We start from the raw sequence: 24,504 nt of genomic DNA, 5'->3' as shown, positions 1-24,504 counted from the left end.
AGCTGGTCGAGGGGAGATGCCTTGAAGAGAGGTGCCCGTCAGGCGGGATCCTGTTTATCCAGATAGAGTTCGACGATGCTGGAGAAATCGCGGCTCCCCTGCCCCTGAGCGGCATGCAGGTTGAACAGGTTGCGGGCCAGCGCCCCCATCGGCACAGCGCTGTGGCCATGCTCGGCCAGCGCCATGGCCAATCCCAAATCTTTCACCATCAAACGGGTCATAAAGCCTCCCTGATAGTTGCGGGCGGCAGGGACATTCTCCATAACCCCGGGCCAGGGGTTGTAGCGCTCCAGACTCCAGTTGTTGCCGGAGCTCTTGCCCATGATGGTGGAGAGCACGGCGGGATCCAGCCCCTCCTTCACCCCGAGGGCCAGCGCCTCGGCAGTGCCCGCCATATGGATCGCAAGCAGCATGTTGTTGCACATCTTGGCGATCTGCCCGGCACCCAGCGCCCCAGCGTGAAACAGGTTCTGCCCCATGCAGGCGAGCAGAGGTTTCGCCGCCTCGAAATCCGCCACGTTGCCGCCAACGATAAAGGTGAGCGTCCCGGCGGCCGCACCGGCGACACCGCCCGAGACAGGGGCATCGATAAAGCGCAAACCGCGTGCGCGGGCCGCCTCCCCGACCTGACGGGCAGAGTCGACATCGATAGTGGAGCAGTCGATCACCAGTGCGCCAACCGGCAGGGCCGCCAGCAGATCCTGCCCCTCAGACAGCCAAAGATCGCGCACATGTTCCCCCGCAGGCAACATGCTAATCACCACCTCGCAGCCGGTCACCACTTCACGGGCATCCCCCGTGGCGATGCAGCCAGCGGCGATGGCGCGCTCAATGTTTTGGGCAACCAGATCAAACACCTGCACCGTGTGTCCGGCCCTGGCCAGATTGGCCGCCATGGGGCCCCCCATGTTGCCGAGCCCGATAAACCCTATCCTTGTCATCCGCTTGCTCCTTGCGTTGCTGATGGCGGCGTCCGCCGGTTGCCAAGATGTTATTCCTGGCAGGCCAACGGATTGCGCCCCTGCGGCCAGCGATAGAACTCGTCCAGCCACTTCCCCTCCGGTGGCAACTGTTGCCAGCGGGGATCTTTATCCTTGTCGATCAGCAGTGCCCGCACCCCTTCCACAAAATCCCCCTTCAGCACGCAGTTGACCGAGAGGGTCAGCTCCTCGGCAAATACCTCTGCCAGTGAGTTGCGGCGAGCCTGCCAATATTGACGCCACAAAATGGCGCGGCTGATGGGGCTGCCGGTGCGGCAGAGCTGCTGCGCCTGCTGGAGTACCGTCTCCTGTTCATCGAACTGAGCTTCGAACAACCGCACCAATACCCTTTGCAACGTGCGCCCCGCCAGCAAGGCATCGATCCTCTGTTGATGGGGCAGCAGCACAGGCGCAGGCAAGCGGGCCGCCACCTCACGGTGCAATCCCCTGAGCAGCAGATCGATCTGCTCACGGGGATCACCACTGCCAGTCCAGTCGAGCACGGCGAGGCGTAATAACAGCGCACTGCGCTCGCCACTGGCGATGGCGTGATCCGCCAACCCAACCCCAAGGGCATCTGCGCCATTAAAGCGGGCGCCAGTCAGACCGAGCCAGAGCCCGAGCCGCCCCGGCATCCGGCTTAAAAACCAGCTCGCTCCCACATCGGGGTAGAGGCCGATGGTCACCTCCGGCATGGCGAACAGGCTTCTTTCGGTCACCACCCGAAAATCGGCTCCGGCAAACAGGCCAATACCGCCCCCCATGCAGATACCGTCCGCCACGCAGATCAGGGGCTTGCGGTAAGAGTGGATGTGGTGGTCGAGCCGGTACTCCTGCTCGAAAAAGTCGCGGGCATATTCGAACAGTTCCGCCTCGCTTGCCTCCTGTTTGCGGTAATAGAAGGAGCGGATATCGCCACCGGCACAAAATGCCTTCTCACCCGCCCCCTGCAACAGCACACAGACGATGGCGGGATCCTGCTCCCAACGGGTCAGCGTCTGTTGCAGGATCTGGATCATCGGCAGGCTCAATGCGTTGAGAGACGCAGGGCTGTCGAGGGTCAACACCCCGACCTGATGGCCATCTTCGGTGGGATAACAGCTAACCTTGACCGGCTCACTCATAAACGGCTCCGTATGGATTTATTCTGTTGGGCCATATTGCCAGCGCGGTAAGCGTTTCTCTAGGAAGGCGGCCACCCCTTCACGCTGATTGGCATCGCTAAAGAGATCGAGAAACAGCGACCGCTCAAGGGGCAAGGCGGCATCCCGCGGACCACTGCGGCCCTGATTGATCAGGGTTTTGCAGGCGCGCAGGGCGCTCGGGCTCTGGCGCTCCACCAGATGGGCCATCTGGTGCGCCGCCTCCCACGCCTGACCGGTTTTCACCACCTCCTCCACCAGCCCCATCTCGTAGGCCAGCGAGGCACTCACCTTCTCACCGCAGAGGATCATCCGCTTGGCCCAGCCCGGCCCCACCAACTCGGTCAGGCGCTGAGTGCCACCGGCACAGGGGAGCAAGCCCACCGAAGCTTCCGGAAGTCCCAGCAACGCCTGCTGCTCGGCGATGCGGATATCACAGGCCAGCGCCACTTCCAGGCCACCGCCCATGGCATAACCATTGATGGCGGCGATACTGACGCCGTGAAAACGGGCCAGCGCCTCGAAGGCCTTGCCAAAGGCCTCGGCTACTTCGCGGGCCAGCTCGACATTCCCCTCGACAAACATATTGAGGTCGGCACCGGCGCAGAAAAATTTGTCGCCCGCACCACGGATCACCAGCGCCACCACATCGGGACGACTGTCGAGCTCCACCATCATCTGCAAAAAGGCCTGCAGGCTGGCGAGGGTCCAGGTGTTGGCAGGGGGATGGTCGAGGGTGATATAGGCCACGTGGCCATGATATTCGAGTCTGATCCTTGTCATAACATTGTCCTTATCGATGAAGCTGCCGCCATGATGACAGGCTTGAATGACACCAACCTGTGGCTGGCTCACAAAGCCGAAACCGGCATGGTGCAAATCGGGTGGCAGGCAACACCCCCTTGATGCGACCACCGGTTAGCCCAGCGACAAACCGGGATCGGCCAGCATACGGCGTGCGATGATGAGTCGCATCACCTCGTTGGTGCCCTCCAGAATGCGGTGTACCCGTGTATCGCGCAGATAGCGCTCGAGCGGATACTCGCGGATATAACCATAGCCGCCAAAGAGTTGTAGAGCCTCATCACAGATTCGATAACCCACATCGGTGGAAAACCGTTTGGCCATGGCACACCAGGCACTCTTGTCGGGTGCCCCGCGATCCAGCTTGTCGGCGGCCTGACGTACCAGCAGGCGGGCGGCGGCCAGCTCGGTCGCCATATCGGCCAGGCGAAACTGCACGCTCTGGAATTCGCTGATCGGGTGACCAAATTGCTGGCGCTGCTGCACATAAGCCAGCGCATCGTCCAGCGCCTGCTGGGCGGTGCCCACCGAACAGGTGGCAATATTGATGCGCCCCCCATCGAGGGCCTGCATGGCGAACTTGAATCCTTCTCCCTCTTCGCCCAACCGATAACAGGCAGGAATGCGAACCCCATTAAAGACAACCTCCCGGGTCGGCTGGCTGTTCCAGCCCATCTTCTCTTCTGCCTTGCCATAGCTCACGCCGGGGGCATTAGCCGGCACCATAAAGGCTGAGATCCCCTTCGCACCTTCACCACCGGTACGGGCCATCACCACCAGCACATCGCTGCTGCCCGCGCCCGAGATAAAGACCTTGGTTCCCTCAATAAGATAATTGTCACCCTCGCGCACAGCCCGGGTCTTGAGGGCCGCCGCATCGGAGCCAGCGCCCGGCTCGGTGAGGCAATAGGAGCCCAGCAGCTCACCGCTGGCCAGTTTGGGCACCCACTCCTTGGCAACCTCGGTGGGCAGCCAGCTGCCCAGCATCCAGCTCACCATGTTGTGGATAGTCAGATACGCCGTGGTCGAGGTACACCCCATGGCGAGGCGTTCGAAGATGAGGCTAGCATCGAGGCGAGGCAGCCCCAATCCGCCAAACTGCTCCGGGGTATAGAGGCCACAAAAACCTAGCCCAGCCGCCTGCTTGATGGTCGGGATTGGAAACTCATGCTCCTTGTCCCAGCGCGCGGCATGGGGTTTGAGCGCCTCATCGGCAAAGGCGGCGGCCGCCTCCACATACGCCTGTTGATCATCTGTCAGGGTAAAATCCATCTTGTCGTTCGCTCCCTTGTTGCCCCGCGCTTTCTTCCCCGCGTTAGCGTTTTATGACGCGGCGCCCACACGATGCGTCATTCGGATCTGCCACTATGGCGCTGTTGTCGTGGTAGCTGATGACGCTTTCACTACCACGGCTTTATCGACACACAACAGATTAACAATTGATTTACGTTTACGCTAACGTAAACTTGTGGCAGAAGTGAAGTACAAAATGGACCGACCACTGCCAGCCGTAACGCCGAGTCAGCCGGTCGAACCAACCTTCCTACCCGACTGTCATATCCGCAAGGAGAGCATGGATGCAGATGGATGAGACCCTGAATGCCCTGACCGAACAGGTTGCGGCCTTCTGCCAGAAAGTGATCGCCCCGCGCGCCAGCGAGATCGATCAGAGCAACGCCTTTCCTCGTGATCTCTGGCCCCGGATGGGTGAACTGGGGCTGCACGGCATCACGGTGGCGGAGGAGTATGACGGGGTGAACCTCGGCTATCTGGCCCACGTGCTGGTGATGGAGCAGGTGAGCCGCGCCAGCGCCTCAGTCGGCCTCTCCTACGGCGCCCACTCCAATCTCTGCATCAACCAGATCCACCGCCATGGCACACCCGAGCAGAAAGCGCGCTACCTCCCCCCGCTGGTGAGCGGCGAACATGTAGGGGCGCTGGCCATGAGCGAGCCGGGCGCCGGGTCCGATGTGGTCAGCATGCGCCTCACCGCGGAGAGCGAGGGCGATCACTTCGTGCTCAACGGCAACAAGATGTGGATCACCAACGGACCCGATGCCGACACCTTCGTCATCTATGCCAAGACAGATACCAGTGCGGGCCCCAAAGGAATTTCTGCCTTTATCGTTGAAGCTGGCACTCCCGGCTTCACTACCGCTCAGAAGCTCGACAAGCTGGGGATGCGCGGCTCCAGCACCTGCGAGCTGGTGTTCGACAACTGCCGGGTACCGCAGGAGAACTTGCTGGGCACCTTGCACGGCGGGGTCAAGGTGCTGATGAGCGGGCTCGACTACGAGCGGGTGGTGCTGGCTGCGGGCCCCCTTGGCATCATGCAGGCCTGCATGGATGTAGTGCTGCCCTATGTGCGTGAGCGCAAGCAGTTTGGTCAAGCCATCGGCGAGTTCCAGCTGGTGCAGGGCAAGCTCGCCGACATGTATACCCGCCTCGCCAGCAGCCGGGCACTGGTCTACTCGGTGGCGAGCGCCTGCGATCAGGGCCGCACCAGCCGTAAAGATTGCGCCGCCGCTATCCTGTTTGCCGCCGAAAATGCCACCCAGATGGCGCTCGATGCCATCCAGATGCTCGGCGGCAACGGCTACATCAACGAATACCCCACCGGCCGTCTGCTGCGGGACGCCAAGCTCTACGAGATAGGTGCTGGCACCTCGGAGATCCGCCGCTGGCTGATTGGTCGCGAGCTGATGGGAGAGAACGCATGAGTCGTATCCACTCCCGTCTCGACACGGCGAGCCCGGAATATGCAGCCAATCGGGCCGCCATGCAGGGGCTGGTCGACGATCTCCATGCCCGCATTGCCGAGATCGCCCAAGGAGGCGGCGCGGCCAACAACGCCCGCCATCAGGCCCGTGGCAAGCTGCTGCCCCGCGAGCGCATCAATCAGCTGCTGGACCCGGGCTCCCCGTTTCTCGAACTGTCGGCGCTGGCTGGCTGGCAGGTCTATGACGAGCCGGTGCCCGCCGCCGGCATCATCACCGGCATCGGCCGGGTCTCGGGCAGGCTCTGTATGCTGGTGGTGAACGACGCCACCGTGAAGGGCGGCACCTACTACCCGCTCACGGTGAAAAAGCACCTGCGCGCCCAGGCCATCGCCGAGCGGCTGCGTCTCCCCTGCCTCTATCTGGTGGATTCCGGAGGCGCCTTCTTGCCGATGCAGGACGAGGTGTTCCCCGACCGGGATCACTTTGGCCGCATCTTCTACAACCAGGCCCGCATGTCGGCCCAAAACATCCCTCAACTGGCAGTGGTCATGGGGCTCTGCACAGCCGGGGGCGCCTACGTGCCCGCCATGGCGGACGAGTCGATCATGGTCAGGGAGCAGGCCACCATCTTTCTGGCGGGTCCGCCGCTGGTCAAGGCCGCCACCGGCGAGGAGATCAGCGCCGAGGCCCTGGGCGGCGCCGAAGTACACTGCGCCCACTCGGGCGTTGCTGATCATATGGCCCGTGACGATGCCCATGCGCTGGCCATCGCCCGCACGCTGGTTACTCATCTGGGTAACGAGCCGATAGAGAGCAGCCCCGGCAACGAGCCCCCCTGCTACCCCATAGAAGAGCTCTACGGTCTGGTGGGCACCAGTCTCAAACGCCCTTACGACGCCCGCGAACTGATTACACGACTGGTGGATAGCTCTGACTTTGACGAATTCAAGGCGCTGTTCGGCACCACTCTGGTGACCGGCTTTGCCCGTATTTGCGGCATGGAAGTGGGGATCCTCGCCAACAACGGCGTGCTGCACAGCGACAGCGCCCAGAAGGGGGCCCACTTTATCCAGCTCTGTAACCGGCGTGCCATCCCGCTGCTCTTTTTGCAGAACATCACCGGTTTTATGGTGGGGAGTAGCGCAGAAAAGGAGGGGATCGCCAAGCACGGCGCCAAACTGGTCACCGCAGTGGCCTGCAGCCGGGTGCCCAAGATCACCCTGATCGTCGGTGGCAGCTTTGGTGCTGGCAACTACGGCATGTGTGGCCGCGCCTATGAACCCGATTTTCTCTTTAGCTGGCCCAACAGCCGCATCTCCGTCATGGGGGGCGAGCAGGCGGCCGGGGTGCTGGTGCAGGTGCGTCGCGACAAGCTGACTGCCGAGGGCAAAGATTTGAGCGAGCAGGAGGCGGCCGCCATCCGTGCCCCAGTGATCGAGCAGTATGAGCGGCAGGGTCACCCCTACTACGCCAGCGCTCGCCTCTGGGATGACGGCGTCATCGACCCGGCCCAGAGCCGCACCGTGCTAGCGCTGGCGCTCGCCGCCTGTCAGGGTGCCCGCATTGAACCCGAGCAGTACGGCATCTTCCGGATGTAAGGAGCAAACCCATGTCAGATCCACTTACTTCCTCAGCACTTGGCTCTTCAACACAGGGCCCGTTTCGGCTGGAGCGGCATGGCCCGCTGGCCGAGCTGGTGCTGTCGCGTCCGGCCCGCCACAACGCCTTTGATGCCGACCTGATGCTGGGGCTGCTCGACTGCCTCGATGATCTGGCCCATCTCCATGGTCACTCACTTGCCGAACGTCCTCACACCCTGCTGCTGCGGGCCGAGGGCAAACATTTTTGCGCGGGTGCCGATCTCAACTGGATGCGCAATCTGGCCCACGCCGATTTCGAGCACAATCGCGAAGATGCCCGGGTACTGGCGCGGCTGATGCAGACCCTCGACGAGCTCCCCTTCCCCACGGTAGCGCTGGTGCAAGGGGCCGCTTATGGCGGGGCGCTGGGGCTCATCTGCGCTTGCGATCTGGTGCTGGCCAGCGATGATGCCCGCTTCTGCCTCTCAGAGGTGAGCCTGGGTCTGGTGCCTGCGGTGATCAGCCCTTACGTGGTACGCGCCATGGGAATGCGTCAGGCGCGCCGCTACATGCTCAGTGCCGAGCCGTTCGATGCCATTACCGCCTGTCGGCTCAATGTGGCACATCAACTCTGCAAGCCGGATCAACTGCTGGCGGAGGGACGGGCGCAGGCCCTTCGTCTGTGCCGCAACGGGCCGGAAGCGATGAAAGAGACCAAACGACTGCTGGCGGCCATAGAGGCCCATCCTTCCCGCCTGCACGAAGAGAAAACCGTCGAGACCATTGCCCGGGTTCGGGTGGGACTCGAAGCCCAGGAGGGGATGCAGGCCTTCTTTGACAAACGCCCTCCCGCCTGGCGTCCTCGTTTCAAGGATGAGACATGACCCATCACACTCAGATTAAACGCCTGCTGATTGCCAATCGCGGCGAAATCGCCGTGCGCATCATCAAGACGGCGAAACGCCTCGGCATTCACACCATCGCCCTCTACTCTGATGCCGACGCCCACGCCATGCACACCCGTCTGGCCGATGAGGCCTGGCATCTGGGGCCCGCACCGGCAAGAGAGAGCTATCTCGATACCGGCAAGGTGCTGAAGATTGCCAAAGAGACGCACGCCGATGCAATCCATCCCGGTTACGGTTTTCTGTCGGAAAACAGCGATTTTGCCACCGCCTGCGAACAGCGCGGCCTGCGCTTTGTCGGCCCAAGCGGCGACGCCATTCTCGCCATGGGCGACAAATCGGGGGCCAAGGCGCTGATGCAGGCTGCCGGCGTACCTGTGTTGCCCGGCTATCACGGCACGGATCAACGACCGGACTTCTTGCGCGATCAAGCGAGCCTGATTGGCTTCCCGCTGCTTATCAAAGCGGCCAGTGGCGGCGGTGGCAAGGGGATGCGCCGGGTCGATCAGCTGGCCGACTTTGACGAGTCGCTGGCGGCAGTCAAACGGGAAGCCAAGGCTGCCTTTGGTGACGATCTGGTACTGCTGGAGCGCTATCTGCCCCAAGCTCGCCATGTGGAAGTACAGGTCTTTGCCGATAGCCTCGGCAACGCCATCTATCTGGGGGACAGGGACTGCTCCTTGCAGCGACGCCATCAGAAAGTGATCGAAGAGGCACCCGCCCCCGACATCCCTCCGGCTCTGCGCCGCGCCATGGGGGAGGCAGCCGTGGCCGCAGCCAAAGCCATCCATTATCAGGGGGCGGGTACCATCGAGTTCCTGCTCTGCAAGGATGAGTTCTTCTTTATGGAGATGAACACCCGGCTGCAGGTGGAGCATCCGGTCACCGAAGCGGTGACCGGGCAGGATCTGGTGGCCTGGCAGCTGGCCGTGGCCGAAGGCAAGCCGCTGCCACTCACTCAGGAGGAAGTTGTGCTGCGCGGCCATGCGGTGGAGGCGCGCCTCTACGCCGAGGATGTAGCAGCCGGTTTTCTGCCTGCCAGCGGGCCCATCCACTGGCTCCACTGGCCCGTTGGCGTGCGCATCGACACCGGCGTCACCGCTGGCGATGAGGTGAGCCCCTATTACGATCCCATGATCGCCAAGCTGATCGCCCACGGCCAGAGTCGCACCGAGGCGTTCGCCAAACTGGCCGATGCGCTGGCGGCACTGGATCTCGGGCCGCTGGTGCACAACGGCGCGCTCTTGCTGCGCCTGTGTGAAGAGCCCGACGTCCTGGCCATGGGCCACCATACCCAGTGGCCCATACCCACCACAGCACGGTCCATTCCTGAGCTCGCCTGGCCGCTGGCCGCCCTCTGGCTGGCGAGCCGCCCTGCGGGCACCTCCCCCTGGCAGCAAGCCTGCGGATTTCGGCTGGGGCCGGATCGCTGCTGGACAGCGGCGGTGCGCATCGGTGATGAGCACCGGGTATTGACCCTTAACGATCATGGCGGCCAGTTTGAGTGGCAAGGGGAGACTCATTGCTACCAGAGAGGTGACGATAATATCCGGCTGCAGCAGGGTGGCTGCTGGCAACAGATCCCCATTCAGACGGTCGCAGGCTCGGAGGCAACCTTCATCATGACCCTGGGGGGCCAGCGCATCCGCTTCGCGGCCGATGATCGGCAGCACAGCCACCACCATGAGCAGGCAAACGAGAAGGCGCAGGGCGCCATCGCCCCCATGCACGGCATAGTGGTAGCCGTGCTGGTCGAGCAGGGGCAAACGGTCAGCAAGGGGCAACCCCTGCTGGTGCTGGAGGCGATGAAGATGGAACACCAGTTGCGTGCAGAGCGGGACGGGGTAATTGAGGCGCTGCATTGCAAACAGGGCGAGCAGGTAAGCCAGGGAACCGTGCTGGTGCGCTTTGCTGAAGAGATTGCCACACAGGAGGATCACCCATGAACCGATCACAGGACGTCCGTGACGACAGGGTCAGTCTGGTGGAGATGGGGCCGCGAGATGGCCTGCAAAATGAAGCTGCGCGCATCTCCCTGGTACAGCGGCTGGAGCTGATCCAGCGCCTTACCGACAGCGGCCTGCAACGCATCGAGGTGGGTGCCTTTGTCTCTGCCAAAAAAGTGCCGCAGATGGCGGACTCCGCAGCGCTGTTCGAGGCACTGCCGCGCAAGGGCTCAACCCGTTACGGCGCTCTGGTGCCCAATCTGCAAGGCTTGCAGGCAGCCATTGCCGCCCGCGCCGATGAGATTGGCCTCTTCACCGCCTGCTCCGACGGTTTTACCCGCGCCAATATCGGCATCAGCGTGGAGGAGTCGCTGGTGCGCTTCGCCCCGCTGGTTCAGGAGGCGCGCCGCCTCGGCATCAAGGTGCGTGGCTACCTCTCCACCGTCATCGCCTGCCCGTTTGATGGCCCGACCCGCCCGAAACGGGTCGCCGCCATGGCCGAGCAACTGCTGGATCTTGGCTGCCACGAAATTTCGCTGGGGGACACCATAGGCGTTGGCACTCCGGGCACCGTGACCCCCATGCTGGATGCGGTGCTGCACGAGATCCCGGCGGGTCGACTCGCGATCCATTTTCACGACACCTACGGCCAGGGGTTGGCCAACCTGCTACCCGCGCTGGAGCGCGGCATTCGCACCATCGACTGCTCGGTGGCGGGGCTTGGCGGCTGCCCCTATGCGCCGGGCGCCTCCGGCAATGTGGCGTCAGAAGAGGTGGTCTACCTGCTGCACGGCCTTGGCATGACGACCGGGGTGGATCTCGACAAACTGGCGGCCACCGGCCAGTGGGTGAGCGAGCAGCTCGCTCGCCCCAACGGCTCGCGGGTCGGTCAGGCCTTGCACGCCAATGCCGAGCGGCTGCGTGCCCGCCTCTGCCAGCCACACGCCCAGCAACAGGAGTCATGACCATGTCCCGTTCCCTGCCCGGCAAGGAGATCACCTACAGCATTTCGGAGCTGGCCCACGAGTTCGATGTCACGCCGCGCACCATCCGCTACTACGAGGATGAGGGGCTGCTCACTCCCCAGCGGGAGGGGCAAACCCGCATCTACAGCCATCGGGACAAGATCCGGCTCAAGTTGACCCTGCGCGGCAAACGGCTGGGGTTTAGCCTGGCCGAGATCCGCGAGCTGTTCGATATGTACGACACCGACAAATCGAGCAAAACCCAGCTCCACTCCATGATCCAGCTGATCGAGGCAAAACGCGGCGCCCTGCACCAGCAACTGGAGGATATCCAGATGGTGATGGCCGAACTGGAGGCCGCCGAACAGCGCTGTGTTAATTCCCTTAACAGCTTGAAAACTGGCGCAGATTAACCGAATCTGGGAGCAAGCTATTGCCCTGGGGATCCCATGAGATATTGGTGCTGGTTTTTGCTCTTGTTCAGCCTCTCTGGCTGGAGCCATCCCCTCATCAAGGTTGGTGGATACCCCTATGCCCCCTTTGTGGTCAAACTCCCCGATTCCAGCTATGAAGGGCTGACGCTGGACCTCATCGCCAAGCTAAACGAGATCCAGCAAGAGGTAAGATTCGTGTTTGTTCCCACCTCGGCCGCCAACCGTTACAAGGCGCTCGATCTGGGCCGTTTCTCGCTGATGCTGTTTGAAGACACCAAGTGGGGCTGGGACACAGATAAATTCAAGATGACAGCACCCTTCCTCGGTGGTGGCGAGGTCTATGTGGCCCTGAACAAAACGGGTCGGGATCAGCGCTTTTTCGATGACCCCTCTCGGCATCATCTTATCGGGGTGACCGGCTACCACTACGGCGTTGGCCAGTTCAATGCCGATCCTCTCTACCTGCAGCGCAAGCTCAATATCACCCTGGTCAAGGACAACGTCAGTGCCTTGCAAGCGCTACTCAAAGGGCGTGGCGAGGTAGCCATTCTCAACGTTTCCTACCTTAACCAGTATCTGCAGGCCAATCCCGACACCGCCGACCAGTTGCTGATCTCGCAGAAATGGGATCAACGATATCAACACCGCGCCATCCTTCACCCTGAGGCCCCCATTACCCCTGCCCAGCTGGAACAGTGGCTGGCAGCGCTGCAACAAAAGGGGGAACTGAATCGCCTTTGGACAAAGTACGGCGTACAACAGCACGCAACCCCATGATTACTATCCAGCTTTTCTGTACCATGGCGGGAACCAAATGGGAGTGCACCAAATGAACACCACCGAGCCCGCGTCCCCCAAGCTCCGCTTGCTGCGCTACCTTGCCTACGCTTTCCTGCTGCTTCTTATCCTGATCACCCTGCTGCTGTGGCAAACCCCCCGTCTGGTCCAGCGCTATCTGCCCGGCTGGCTGGCCGAGCACTACGGCCTGCAACTGACGCTGGGTGAGATTGACGTAGGGCTGCGCAACCCTTCTCTCACCCTCGGCGCGACTGCCCTGCTCGATGCCAAACAGCAGCCTATCATCCGTTTTGAGCAGCTCTTTATCACCCCAAACCTGCAAGCCAGCTGGCAGCAGAAAGGGGTCGTGCTTTCCGCCGTCACCCTGACCAACCCCGTGGTGCAGCTGCAACGGCTGACAGACAAAAAAGGGGAGGTTCGACTCAATCTGACCGATGCGCTGGCGACCCTGCTCGCCCCTGCGCCCTCCCCCGAGCCCGAAACAGCCAGCGCCCCGCTGCTGGTCGATATTGCCAGCGTCAATGTCACTGACGGGCATGTGCGCTATCAGGATCAACGCAAGGAGAGCGAACCCGGCTGGTTGCCGCCCCTCAGTCTGGAGAAAGTGACCCTCAAGCTCGATAACCTGCGTACCGAGGCAAACCATCCGACCGCCTATCAGCTGAGCGCCGCCATCAACGGCAAAAGCAGCCTCGCCGCTCACGGCAAACTCGATGTGATGAGCGGCATGGGTCAGGGTAAGGTGAGCCTCAAGCAAGTCGAGCTGAAACCCTTCGCCCCGCTCTGGGCACCCTATCTCAAGCTGGATCTGGCCAAGGGCCACGCCAATACAGAGGTGGAGTACCAGCTTAAAGAGGGCAAGCAAGGGGTACTGTGGCAATTGTCCAAAGGCAAGCTGACGCTGGACAACTGGCAGCTTAAAAAACACAAGGGCGACGAATTTGCCCGCTTCGGCCAGCTGGCCCTGAGCGAATTGGCTGTCGATGGCCAGAAACAGTCGCTCCAGATCGGCAAGGTCACTCTGCAACAACCCCTGCTCAAGGCCACCCTCAACCCACAGCAGGAGCTGGATCTGGCTGACTTGCTGATTGAACAGGCCCCCGCCAAACCCGCCAAAGGGGCCCACGCCGCAAACGAGGTGGCCAACAATGCGGCGCCCAAGTCGGCACAACAAGCAAAGACAGCCGGTAACGGCAAGAAACATACGCCAGACAAACCCTGGCAGTGGCAGATCAAGCAGATCCTTATCGACAAGGGCGATCTCACCCTCACCGAATCGAGCAGCGGCAAACCGCAGGCACGCCAGTTCTCCGGCCTCAAGCTGGCGCTGGGGCCACTGGGCAGCAAGGGGGAGCAACCGAGCAAACTGACTCTGGCCACCCAGTTCAACCAGAGCAGCCCCCTGGCCTTTGATGGCCAACTGACCCTGACTCCTTTCACCTTAAGCGGCGACATCAACCAGCAGGGGCTGCCCCTGACACTGGCACAGCCCTATCTGGCCGATCTGGTACGCATCAAGGTGCAGAACGGGCTGCTGAGCAGCAAGACCCGCCTTGATCTCGCCACCACCGCCCAGGGAGATCTGAGCAAGCTGACCCTGCAAGGGGGGCTCGATGTCAACGGGCTCAAAGTAGTCGATCGGGCAGACAATCAGCGGCTGCTGGAGTTCAACACCCTGGCTCTCACCGGTCTGACGTACGACGGCATCAGCCAGCAGATGCGGATCAAGGACATTGCCCTGAACAAGCCCTTCGCCCGCATCGAGATCAACGAAGATGGCACCACCAACCTGCAACAGCTGCTGTTGCCGCAACCGGCGGCAACCAAAAGTACTCAAGCGGCGGCAGGCAGCAAGACTCCCGACTTTCGTTTCACCATTGACCAGCTGCGCACAGAGCAGGGCAACCTACGCTTTGCCGACCGCAGCCTGAGTCAGGATTTTGTGGCCGATATCGCCTCGCTGGGCGGCCAGAGTCGCCATATCAGCAATATTCCGGGGCAACGCTCCGATCTCGCCTTCAACGGCAAGGTGGATCGCTATGCGCCGGTGACCATTCGCGGCGGTACCAACCTGCTGGTGGCCAACCCAATCCTCGACATCGCGGTCGCTTTCCACAATCTGGAGCTCACCACCTTCACCCCCTACTCGGGCACCTATGCCGGTTATGCCATCGACAAGGGGCAGCTCTCCATGAAGCTGCACTACAAGCTGGAGGGCAATCGGCTGGAGGGGGATAACGACATCACCATCAAGAAGCTGCAATTGGGCGAGAAGATCAAGAGCGATCAGGCCAAGGATCTACCGCTGGGGCTGGCCATCGCCCTGCTGAGCGATGCCAACGGGGTGATACAGATGAACCTCAAGGTGAAGGGGGATCTCGATCAACCGGACTTCAGCATCGGCAATATCTTCTGGGATGTGCTGGGCAACACACTGAGCAAGGCGATTACCTCCCCCTTCTCCCTGCTCGCCTCGCTGGCCGATGGCACCGAAGATCTCGACGAGCTCCCCTTCCTGCCGGGGGATCCCGATCTCCCCCCCACCCAGCAGGAGAAACTGGTCAAGCTGGCGCAGGCCCTCAAGGATAGACCCAAGCTCAGCATGAACATTCGCGGCAAGGTCAACTTCAACGAGGAGCGCCCCATCCTGCAACGGCAAAAACTGGAGCGGGTACTGGCCAAGCTCACCGGCAATCAGGCGGATCTCGACCTGCTGGAACAGGACTCAGCCCTGCAAGAGGCGCTGGCCCGGGCCTATGAAGAGCGCTTTGGCGAAGATCTGGATGACCTGGCCGCTCGGCTCCATCTGGATGAAGAGAGCGCGGCACTGCGGGCCCAGGCGGTGATCCTGCTGCGGGATCAGCAGCTCATCACCGCCAAATCCCTGCGCAATCTCGCCATGCGCCGGGCGCAAAATACCAAGGAGTTTCTGGTCGACAGCCAGGGGATCGCCCCGGAGCGGCTGTTCGTGCTCGACAGCCAGGTCAAGGAAGAGGACAAGGAAGCCAAAGTGATCCTGACACTGGATCAGTAAGGCCGCCGCACTGCACAAAAGCGTAATAAAAATACAACCCCTCAACTATTTTGACACCTTTTGCTCACCAAACAGCCTGTCCTGGTGAGCATTTGGCCTCTGATGCAAATAATCACGTAGTTTTTTTACGATTTATCCCCCTTGCCCCCTTGCGGGCGCGCCACAGCCTGCCTAAAATCGCGCGTCTTTTGTTAACCCCCACCTCTATTTTTGGAGAACGCCACGTGAGCGAAAAATTGGCCAACCCTGCCCCTCTGGGTCTGATGGGTTTCGGTATGACCACCATCCTGCTGAACATCCATAACGCAGGTTTCTTCCCCATCAGCGCCATGATCCTGGCCATGGGCCTGTGCTACGGCGGCATCGCCCAGATCATCGCTGGCATCATGGAGTACAAGCGTGGCAACACCTTCGGTGTGACCGCATTCACCTCCTACGGCCTGTTCTGGCTAAGCCTGGTGTTCCTGCTGATCATGCCGACCATGGGTCTGGCCGAAGCCACTCCGCACGCCTACATGGGTTGGTATCTGCTGATGTGGGGCATGTTCACCCTGTTCATGCTGGTTGGCACCATCAACTACCCGCGCGCCAAGCAGTTCGTGTTCGCCTCCCTGACCGTGCTGTTCTTCCTGCTGGCCGCCCGTGACTTCACCGGCAGCACCCTGATCGGCACCATCGCCGGTTTCGAAGGCATCATCTGTGGCGCCAGCGCTATCTACCTGGCCATGGCCACCGTGATCAACGAGCAGTTCGGCCGCACCGTGATGCCGATCGGCGATCACAAGAAAGCCGCCGCAGTACAGCTGAAAACCGCTGCCTGATAGGCAAGCCACTCAGATTGTGAAAAAGGCACCCTTGGGTGCCTTTTTTCTATCTCGCAAAGCTGACGTTCCTGCGCACACATCTCCCTTTTCAGCCCTACATCCGGATATCCGTCTCTAGCTATTCGGCACTCCTGACACCCCCATTTGTGGATATATCCATCAACTAAATAAGGCTCTCACGGGCCACCACAAGGGATACAGTTTGTTATTCGGTATGAAGCCGTATGACCACTCCCTTTTGTTGGCAACTGTCAGGTGAATACCATCTCCATACATGTAATTTAAATCAAAGTGCCGACCAAGTTATCGGTACTTTTATCTCCCTATGTAAGTTAAAAATTCACAGCGGCGTTAAATCTAATATCCCAGAGGTCAAGGTCCTGACGCCCGATACTGTAATAACCGGTGATAACTTCAAAACGCTGATGACGCTGAGGGGCTACCGCCAGTGCAATCCGTGCAGATCCACTCCACGGGGTCGTACTTTCCATTGTTAGATTTTCATTCAGGATCTGACCATCATTGGGACGCTCAATATCATAACGAACCCCAAGACGCAGGGCCGGTATAATTTGAACACCATCGGTTGTGGTGAAAATACGATTGATATCCCCTGATGCTTCACTGGTGGCATATTCAAAAGAGTTTTCATTAACCCGCAATGTCACGTTATAAATCTGGTTTGCATAAGGCAATGAGCCTGTGTAATCAAACGCATCGGATTTATTGTGACTGTAAAAGAGGGCAAGCTTGGGCCGCAGCAGATATTCACCAACGTCGTAGCCACCGGTCAGGTTGGCTGAGATCAACCCGGTCGTTGTCTTGAAACTCCCTTTAAGTACATCGAGTTCGGTATCGTTATCAGTTCGTCCCCATGCAGCCCAGCCATCCAGCAGCCAGTGCGTATCTAACCTATAGCCGCCATATGGCCCAACAAAGAAACTGTCCCCCTCATTTCGTACCGAACTGCCAAACGTGCCAAGAGAGGTTTTGCTATTGGCAAATGCAATACCGCCCAGCCCGTCTTTACCAAGGGCTCTGTGTATACCGATCAAAAAGCTGTTGGCATGTCCGGATGTGTCTATCTCGTTACGATCATCGGAGACTCCGGTATGGCGTATATCAGTCCATACCTGCCACAACCCTTTTTGACTGGCAATATCTTCAAATTGGTCAAGCCCGACAACGACACGATCTGAAATACTGAGAGAGCCGCTCAAATAGCCTATCAAGGCATCTGCACTGATACTGGTCACAATATTGCGGATCGGGTCACTCCCACCACCGGTGCCACCACCACTACCACCATTGCTGCCATCCCCCCCGCCGGTTCCGCCACCAGTTCCACCATTGCCGCCATCCCCACCTCCGGTTCCGCCACCACTTCCTCCATTGCTGCCGCCACCACCTCCGGTTCCTCCACCAGTGCCACCGTTACTGTCTCCCCCATCGATCGGGGGAATATTTGGAAATACCGGATTGTTCTGGTTTCTCGAATCGAGGAAGCAGTTGAAAGAACCATCTGCATTGAGGAGATCCAGTTTGTGAGTCCCGTTAAGGTCATCAAGTACTACAGGTGAGACACTCAAGTGCAACGACGCGCGGTTTGCATTCCAACTATCGATTTCAGATACCCCGGGAGCAGAGAGGCGAAAATTCCCCCCGGAACCTGGACTTGAAAGCCATAGTGATACCGAATTGTCAGCCGAACGCCCAAGAAACTCTAGATGCTGCCCCGGTTGCCTGTTCGGGCAATCCGCCGCCCATGCTGTTGGCAAGCAGATACTGGTAAGGCAGCCAATTCCCACAATACGTGAAATCATTATGTCCCCCTGACACTAGGTTATCTCACTGACATCCTTGCATGACTTTTAGCCTTACCCACAAACAGGTCACTCGATGCAATGGGTAAAGGAACGAATCAACCTGACAAGTTCAAATCGCAGACTATTTTAGTATCCACACTGTTTCTGGTCTCCTGTAATAAAATTCGTTTAGCGCCTGAATCGCGATGATTGATTAAATCAAACCACTTTAAAACCCATAAAAAAAGCCGCCCATCGGGCGGCTTTTTATTAGAGATAACGGGCTAAGCAGAATTACCAGCCGGTTACTTCGCGCAATGCCTTGCCGATATCGGCCAGGGAGCGGACGGTTTTCACGCCAGCATCTTCCAGCGCGGCAAACTTCTCGGCGGCGGTACCCTTGCCACCGGAGATGATGGCGCCAGCGTGGCCCATCCGCTTGCCGGGAGGGGCAGTAACACCGGCGATATAGGAGACCACCGGCTTGGTGACGTGGGCCTTGATATAGGCGGCAGCGTCTTCCTCGGCGTTGCCGCCGATCTCGCCGATCATCACGATCGCTTCGGTCTGCGGGTCGTTCTGGAACATCTCCAGAATGTCGATAAAGTTGGAGCCTGGGATGGGGTCGCCACCGATACCGACGCAGGTGGACTGGCCAAAGCCCTCGTCAGTGGTCTGCTTGACCGCTTCGTAGGTCAGGGTGCCGGAGCGGGAGACTATGCCCACCTTGCCCGGCTTGTGAATGTGGCCCGGCATGATGCCGATCTTGCATTCACCCGGAGTGATCACGCCCGGGCAGTTGGGGCCGATCATCCGCACGCCGGTCTCTTGCAGCTTCACTTTGACGTCCAGCATATCCAGCGTCGGGATGCCTTCGGTGATGGTGACAATCAGCTTGATGCCCGCATCGATCGCTTCCAGAATGGCATCCTTGCAGAACGGCGCCGGCACATAGATGACGGAGGCGGTGGCACCGGTCGCTTCGACCGCGTCACGGACGGTGTTGAACACCGGCAGGCCCAGATGGGTGGTGCCGCCCTTACCCGGAGAGACGCCGCCCACCAGCTGGGTGCCGTAGGAGAGCGCCTGCTCGGAGTGGAAAGTACCCTGACCGCCGGTAAAGCCCTGGCAGATGACTCGGGTGTCCTTGTTGATCAGTACGCTCATCAGTTGGCCTCCGCTGCTTTGACGACTTGCTGCGCGGCATCGGTCAGACTCTTGGCCGCAATGATGTTGAGGCCGCTCTCGGCCAGCTTGATACCACCCAGCTCGGCGTTGTTGCCTTCCAGACGGACCACGACGGGCACCTTGACCCCCACTTCCTTGACCGCACCGATAATGCCTTCCGCGATCATGTCGCAGCGCACTATGCCGCCGAAGATGTTGACCAGCACCGCTTTGACGTTGCTGTCGGAGAGGATGATCTTGAACGCCTCGGTTACGCGTTCCTTGGTGGCGCCGCCGCCGACGTCAAGGAAGTTGGCCGGCTTGCCGCCGTGCAGGTTGACGATGTCCATGGTGCCCATGGCCAGACCCGCGCCGTTGACCATGCAGCCGATGTTGCCATCGAGGGCCACATAGTTGAGCTCCCACTGGGCGGCGTGCGCTTCGCGGGGGTCATCTTGTGACGGGTCGTGCATCTCGCGCAGCTTGGGCTGACGATACAGGGCGTTGGCGTCGATGTTGATCTTGCCATCCAGGCAGTGCAGGTTGCCCTGCGCGGTGATCACCAGCGGGTTGATCTCCAGCAGCGCGAAATCGCAATCCAGGAACATCTGGCCCAGACCCATGAAGATCTTGGTGAACTGTTTGATCTGATCGCCGACCAGACCCAGTTTGAAGGCCAGTTCGCGGGCCTGATAAGCCTGCGGACCCACCAACGGATCGATGGCCGCCTTGTGGATCAGATGAGGGGTTTCGTGGGCGATCTTCTCGATATCCACGCCACCTTCAGTCGAGGCCATGAAGACCACGCGGCGCGAACCACGGTCAACCACGGCGCCCAGGTAGAGCTCTTTGGCGATGTCGGTGCAAGATTCCACCAGGATCTTGGTGACCGGCTGGCCGTTGGCGTCGGTCTGGTAGGTCACCAGATTTTTGCCAAGCCAGTTTTGGGCAAAAGCACGGATCTCATCCTTGCTCTTGGCCACTTTCACGCCGCCCGCTTTACCGCGGCCACCGGCGTGTACCTGGCATTTGACGACCCAGGTATTGCCGCCAATCTTGTCGGCCGCTTCGGCCGCTTCTTGTGGGGTAGCACAGGCATAACCTTCGGAGACCGGCAGGCCATACTCGGCAAACAGCTGTTTTGCCTGATATTCATGCAGATTCATAGATGCTCTATCCGTGTTGTAGGTATTTCCGTCCGGGGCTGGTGTTTCTCAATCCCCTGTGAATGGGGGCCTGGGCGGCCCCTCGTTATCTTTCAATCGCTCGGGTATTACTCAAACGTCCAGCAGCACATTCGGCTCGGGGCGCAAACCCCTTGCCCGGGTGCCACAGGCTTAGACGTCCAGCAACAGACGGGTCGGGTCTTCCAGCAGCTCCTTGACGGAGACCAGGAAGCCTACCGATTCGCGTCCGTCGATGAGACGGTGATCGTAGGAGAGCGCCAGATACATCATCGGCAGGATCTCGACCTTGCCGTCAACGGCCATCGGGCGATCCTGGATCTTGTGCATGCCCAGAATGGCGCTCTGGGGCGGGTTGATGATCGGGGTGGACATCAGGGAGCCGAACACGCCACCGTTGGTGATGGTGAAGTTGCCGCCAGTCAGTTCATCCACTGTCAGCTTGCCGTCACGGCCCTTGCCCGCCAGATCCTTGATGGCCTTCTCGATGTCCGCCAGGCTCATGTTGTCGCAGTCGCGCAGCACCGGCGTCACCAGACCACGGGGGGTCGAGACGGCGATGCTGACGTCGAAGTAGTTGTGGTAAACCACGTCATCGCCATCGAGCGCCGCGTTTACTTCCGGATAGCGCTTGAGGGACTCCACCACCGCTTTCACGTAGAAGGACATAAAGCCGAGCTTGATGCCGTGCTTCTTCTCGAAGATCTCGCCGTACTGCTTGCGCAGATCCATGATGGGCTTCATGTTGACCTCGTTGAAGGTGGTCAGCATGGCGGTGGTGTTTTTCGCTTCCAGCAGACGCTCGGCAATGCGCTTGCGCAGACGGGTCATCGGTACCCGCTTGTCGGTGCGACCACCCAGCGGAGTAACCTTGGCTGCCGGAGCGGCAGCGGCGACCGGTGCGGCTGCCGCAGGCTGGCTCTTGGCCTTGATGAAGGCTTCCACATCATCCTTGGTGATGCGACCACCCTTGCCGGTACCGGTCAGCTTGGTCACGTCGATATCGTGCTCGCCAATCAGGCGGCGCACCGAGGGGCTCAAGCCATCGGCACCATCATCGGCAACCGCTTCAGCGGGTTTCTCTTTGGTCTCTTCACCGGCCACCGGGGCGGCGGTGAGGATGGCAATCAGTTGACGGGACAACACGGTCGCCCCTTCCCCTTGCAGAATATCCCCCAGCACGCCGGCTTGCGGTGCCGGCACTTCCAGCACCACCTTGTCGGTCTCGATGTCGACCAGCACTTCGTCACGGGCGACCAGATCGCCCGGTTTTTTGTGCCAGGTGGCGATAGTGGCATCGGCCACTGATTCCGGCAGATCCGGTACCTTGATTTCGATAGTCATCCAATCAGTTCCTTTTTACTTCTATGCCAGAGGCTTTACAGGGTAAGGGCATCTTCCACCAAGGCTTTTTGCTGCTTGGCGTGGACAGACATGTAACCGACGGCCGGTGAGGCTGACGCGGGGCGACCGGCATAACGCAGGGTAGCTCCGGCTGGCAGCACGCCATCGTAGTGGTGACGGGTGCAGTACCAGGCGCCCTGGTTCTGCGGCTCTTCCTGACACCAGACAAAGTCGGTGACGTGGCTGTAATCGGCCAGAATGGCGCGCACTTCCTCTTCCGGGAAGGGGTAGAGCTGCTCAATTCGCACCAGTGCCACATCTTGCTGCTCGGCCTTGCGACGGGCATCGAGCAGGTCGTAGTAGACCTTGCCGGAGCAGAAGACCACGCGCTTGACCGCTTTCGGATCCAGCGCATCGATCTCGCCGATGGCGTTCTGGAAGGTACCTTCCGCCAGTTCTTCAAGCTTGCTCACCGCCAGCGGATGGCGTAGCAGGGATTTGGGCGTCATGACGATGAGCGGACGGCGCATCGGGCGCACAACCTGACGACGCAGCATATGGAACACCTGCGCCGGGGTTGAGGGCACGCACACCTGCATGTTGTGCTGGGCGCACATCTGCAGATAACGCTCCAGACGGGCGGAGGAGTGCTCCGGGCCCTGCCCCTCGTAACCGTGCGGCAGCAGCATGGTCAGGCCGCACATCCGGCCCCACTTCTGCTCACCGGAGGAGAGGAACTGATCCACCACTACCTGGGCACAGTTGGCGAAATCGCCGAACTGGGCTTCCCAGATGGTGAGGCCAGCCGGCTCGGCGCTGGCGTAACCATATTCAAAGGCCAGTACCGCGTTCTCGGTCAGCACAGAGTCATACACCTCGAACGGGCCTTGCTCGTCGTGCAGGTTGCACAGCGGGGTGTAGGTGCTGGCATCGGTCTGGCTGTGCAGCACGGCGTGGCGGTGGAAGAAGGTGCCACGGCCGGAATCTTCACCGGTAAAGCGGATGCGGGACCCCTTGTCCACCAGAGTGGCGTAGGCCAGGGTCTCGGCAAAGCCCCAATCCACCAGCTTCTCGCCAGCGGCCATCAGACGGCGGTCTTCATAAATTTTCTCGACCTGACGCTGTAGCACGTGGGTCGCCGGATACTGGCTCACCCGCTCGCCGAGGCTCTTGAGGTGATCCATCGGCACGGCACTCTCATAGGCCATGTTCCAGTCGTGGCCCAGATAAGGGGTCCAGTCGACGGAGTGTAGCTCCATCGGCCGCCACTCCTTGCTCACCCGCTCGCCGCGATCCAGCGCTTCACGATACTCGTTGACCAGTTCGGTCGCCCGCTCCTGAGCGAGGCTCCCCTCGGCCACCAGCTGATCGGCGTAGATCTTGCGCGGGGTCGGGTGCTGCTTGATCTTCTGGTACATCAGCGGCTGGGTCGCGCTCGGCTCGTCCGCTTCGTTGTGACCGTGACGACGGTAGCAGACCAGTTCGATCACCACGTCGCGTTTGAAGGTATTGCGGTAATCCAGTGCAATCTGGGTCACCAGCACCACGGCTTCCGGATCATCCCCGTTGACGTGCAGCACCGGCGCCTGCACCGCCTTGGCGATGTCGGTGCAATATTCGGTGGAACGCAGGTCACGGATATAGGAGGTGGTGAAACCAACCTGGTTGTTGATGACGATGCGCACCGTCCCGCCGACGCCATAGGCACGGGTCTGGGACATGTTGAAGGTCTCGGCCACCACGCCCTGACCGGCCATGGCCGAGTCACCGTGAATGGTGATGGGCAGCACGCTGGAGCCATCCTTGTCACCGCGACGATCCATACGGGCACGGACCGAGCCGATGACCACAGGGTTGACAATCTCGAGGTGAGAGGGGTTGAACGCCAGCGCCAGGTGGACGTTGCCACCCGGGGTGGCGAAGTCGGAGGAGAAGCCCATATGGTACTTCACATCACCGGTGCCCCAGGATTCGCCATGCTTGCCGGCAAACTCGTCGAACAGATCCTGCGCCCGTTTACCGAGCACGTTGATCAGCACGTTGAGACGACCGCGGTGGGCCATACCGATAACGGCCTCTTTGCAGCCCTGCTCACCGGCGCGACGGATCAGCTCCTTGAGCATGGGGATCATGGCGTCGCCACCTTCCAGCGAGAAGCGCTTGGCTCCCGGGAACTTGGCACCCAGATATTTCTCCAGCCCTTCGGCGGCGGTCAGGCTCTCGAGGAAACGGGTCTTCTCTTCGAGGGTGTAGCTCCCCTTCCCTTCAATGGATTCGAGACGCTGTTGCAGCCAGCGCTTCTCTTCCGTGGAGGTGAGGTGCATGTAGTCGGCGCCGATGGAGCCGCAGTAGGTCTTCTTCAGCGAGGCGTAGAGGTCGGAGAGCACCATGGTCTCGCGACCGATGGCGTAGGAGCCCACATTGAAGGTGGCCTCCATATCTGGGCCCTGCAGGTTGTGGAACGCAGGATCCAGTTCGGCAACGGTTTCACGCTGCCACAGGCCCAGCGGGTCCAGATTGGCATTCTGGTGACCACGGAAACGGAAGGCGTTGATCAGCTGCAATACCCGCACCTGCTTGGCATCCACTTGCGGATCGGAGACGGGGGCACTGTAGCGAGAGGGATCCTTGGCCAGACGACGGAAATAATCGCGGACCTGGGAGTGGGGTTGTTCAACCGCATGGCCATTGACCTGGGGCAGCTCGCTAAACAGGCTGCGCCACTCGTCGGACACGGAGTCAGGATTTTCCAAGAAGGATTCGTACAAATCCTCGATATAGCTTGCATTCGCACCAGCCAGGTGAGATGACTCCAACCAGGCCTTCATCACGCCGTTATGCATTTCTATCCCTTGTACTTCTTGTTACTGCT

At 60.5% G+C, this 24,504-nt stretch carries 18 protein-coding genes; 9 read left to right on the top strand and 9 right to left on the bottom strand.

Annotated features, from left to right (window positions below):
• Window positions 1–38 precede the first annotated feature (38 nt).
• From mmsB to AB5Y99_RS08280, 4 genes are all read right to left on the bottom strand, one after another.
• A complete protein-coding gene (gene mmsB / locus AB5Y99_RS08295; protein ID WP_150997151.1) occupies window positions 39–941 on the bottom strand; it encodes a 3-hydroxyisobutyrate dehydrogenase in 903 nt (300 codons plus the stop codon).
• Window positions 942–991: 50 nt separating this feature from the next.
• A complete protein-coding gene (locus AB5Y99_RS08290) occupies window positions 992–2,104 on the bottom strand; it encodes an enoyl-CoA hydratase/isomerase family protein (protein ID WP_128835567.1) in 1,113 nt (370 codons plus the stop codon).
• Window positions 2,105–2,122: 18 nt separating this feature from the next.
• A complete protein-coding gene (locus AB5Y99_RS08285; protein WP_005336930.1) occupies window positions 2,123–2,905 on the bottom strand; it encodes an enoyl-CoA hydratase in 783 nt (260 codons plus the stop codon).
• A 135-nt stretch (window positions 2,906–3,040) separates the two neighbouring features.
• A complete protein-coding gene (locus AB5Y99_RS08280) occupies window positions 3,041–4,198 on the bottom strand; it encodes an acyl-CoA dehydrogenase family protein (RefSeq protein ID WP_128835565.1) in 1,158 nt (385 codons plus the stop codon).
• A 305-nt stretch (window positions 4,199–4,503) separates the two neighbouring features.
• Here AB5Y99_RS08280 and AB5Y99_RS08275 point away from each other — a divergent pair, with 305 nt between their 5' ends.
• The 9 genes from AB5Y99_RS08275 to AB5Y99_RS08235 all read left to right on the top strand — a co-directional run bounded on the left by AB5Y99_RS08275 (window position 4,504) and on the right by AB5Y99_RS08235 (window position 16,129).
• Window positions 4,504–5,646 (top strand): isovaleryl-CoA dehydrogenase, encoded by a 1,143-nt coding sequence (locus AB5Y99_RS08275; RefSeq protein ID WP_368209359.1) that lies wholly within the window; start codon window positions 4,504–4,506, stop codon window positions 5,644–5,646.
• Window positions 5,643–7,244, top strand: coding sequence for a carboxyl transferase domain-containing protein (locus tag AB5Y99_RS08270; protein WP_368209356.1), 1,602 nt, complete (start codon window positions 5,643–5,645; stop codon window positions 7,242–7,244). Before AB5Y99_RS08275 ends, AB5Y99_RS08270 begins: the two co-directional genes overlap by 4 nt.
• Before the next feature lie 11 nt (window positions 7,245–7,255).
• Window positions 7,256–8,110, top strand: a complete 855-nt coding sequence (locus AB5Y99_RS08265; protein WP_236316744.1) for an enoyl-CoA hydratase-related protein — start codon at window positions 7,256–7,258, stop codon at window positions 8,108–8,110.
• The gene (locus AB5Y99_RS08260) at window positions 8,107–10,077 is read left to right on the top strand and encodes a biotin carboxylase N-terminal domain-containing protein (protein WP_368209354.1); all 1,971 of its coding nucleotides are present in this window, start codon (window positions 8,107–8,109) and stop codon (window positions 10,075–10,077) included. Before AB5Y99_RS08265 ends, AB5Y99_RS08260 begins: the two co-directional genes overlap by 4 nt.
• Complete coding sequence (locus AB5Y99_RS08255; RefSeq protein ID WP_368209352.1) at window positions 10,074–11,042, top strand: hydroxymethylglutaryl-CoA lyase; 969 nt, start codon at window positions 10,074–10,076, stop codon at window positions 11,040–11,042. The genes AB5Y99_RS08260 and AB5Y99_RS08255 overlap by 4 nt, the downstream gene beginning before the upstream one ends.
• A 2-nt stretch (window positions 11,043–11,044) precedes the next feature.
• The gene (locus tag AB5Y99_RS08250; RefSeq protein ID WP_279490705.1) at window positions 11,045–11,455 is read left to right on the top strand and encodes a MerR family DNA-binding transcriptional regulator; all 411 of its coding nucleotides are present in this window, start codon (window positions 11,045–11,047) and stop codon (window positions 11,453–11,455) included.
• A gap of 36 nt (window positions 11,456–11,491) precedes the next feature.
• Window positions 11,492–12,253 carry an ABC transporter substrate-binding protein gene (locus AB5Y99_RS08245; protein WP_279490704.1) on the top strand — a complete coding sequence of 254 codons (762 nt, stop codon included), beginning with the start codon at window positions 11,492–11,494 and terminating at the stop codon, window positions 12,251–12,253.
• A 52-nt stretch (window positions 12,254–12,305) separates the two neighbouring features.
• Window positions 12,306–15,308, top strand: a complete 3,003-nt coding sequence (locus AB5Y99_RS08240; RefSeq protein WP_368209349.1) for a DUF748 domain-containing protein — start codon at window positions 12,306–12,308, stop codon at window positions 15,306–15,308.
• 224 nt (window positions 15,309–15,532) lie between these two features.
• A complete protein-coding gene (locus AB5Y99_RS08235; protein WP_206877713.1) occupies window positions 15,533–16,129 on the top strand; it encodes an acetate uptake transporter in 597 nt (198 codons plus the stop codon).
• A 335-nt stretch (window positions 16,130–16,464) separates the two neighbouring features.
• Here AB5Y99_RS08235 and AB5Y99_RS08230 read toward each other — a convergent pair whose 3' ends face one another.
• The 5 genes from AB5Y99_RS08230 to sucA all read right to left on the bottom strand — a co-directional run bounded on the left by AB5Y99_RS08230 (window position 16,465) and on the right by sucA (window position 24,475).
• The gene (locus tag AB5Y99_RS08230) at window positions 16,465–17,955 is read right to left on the bottom strand and encodes an autotransporter outer membrane beta-barrel domain-containing protein (RefSeq protein WP_368209347.1); all 1,491 of its coding nucleotides are present in this window, start codon (window positions 17,953–17,955) and stop codon (window positions 16,465–16,467) included.
• A 276-nt stretch (window positions 17,956–18,231) separates the two neighbouring features.
• Window positions 18,232–19,104 (bottom strand): succinate--CoA ligase subunit alpha, encoded by an 873-nt coding sequence (gene sucD / locus AB5Y99_RS08225; protein ID WP_005333542.1) that lies wholly within the window; start codon window positions 19,102–19,104, stop codon window positions 18,232–18,234.
• The gene (gene sucC / locus AB5Y99_RS08220) at window positions 19,104–20,270 is read right to left on the bottom strand and encodes an ADP-forming succinate--CoA ligase subunit beta (protein WP_005361097.1); all 1,167 of its coding nucleotides are present in this window, start codon (window positions 20,268–20,270) and stop codon (window positions 19,104–19,106) included. Before sucC ends, sucD begins: the two co-directional genes overlap by 1 nt.
• A 171-nt stretch (window positions 20,271–20,441) precedes the next feature.
• Window positions 20,442–21,632, bottom strand: coding sequence for a 2-oxoglutarate dehydrogenase complex dihydrolipoyllysine-residue succinyltransferase (gene odhB / locus AB5Y99_RS08215; RefSeq protein ID WP_043824260.1), 1,191 nt, complete (start codon window positions 21,630–21,632; stop codon window positions 20,442–20,444).
• A gap of 35 nt (window positions 21,633–21,667) precedes the next feature.
• A complete protein-coding gene (gene sucA / locus AB5Y99_RS08210; protein ID WP_368209345.1) occupies window positions 21,668–24,475 on the bottom strand; it encodes a 2-oxoglutarate dehydrogenase E1 component in 2,808 nt (935 codons plus the stop codon).
• Between the last annotated feature and the right edge of the window lie 29 nt (window positions 24,476–24,504).

It is taken from the genome of Aeromonas sp. R4-2, assembly GCF_040908295.1.
Taxonomy (GTDB): Bacteria; Pseudomonadota; Gammaproteobacteria; order Enterobacterales; family Aeromonadaceae; genus Aeromonas; species Aeromonas veronii.
Note: the sequence above shows the minus strand (reverse complement) of the source record. Positions and strands in the feature narration are given on the sequence as shown.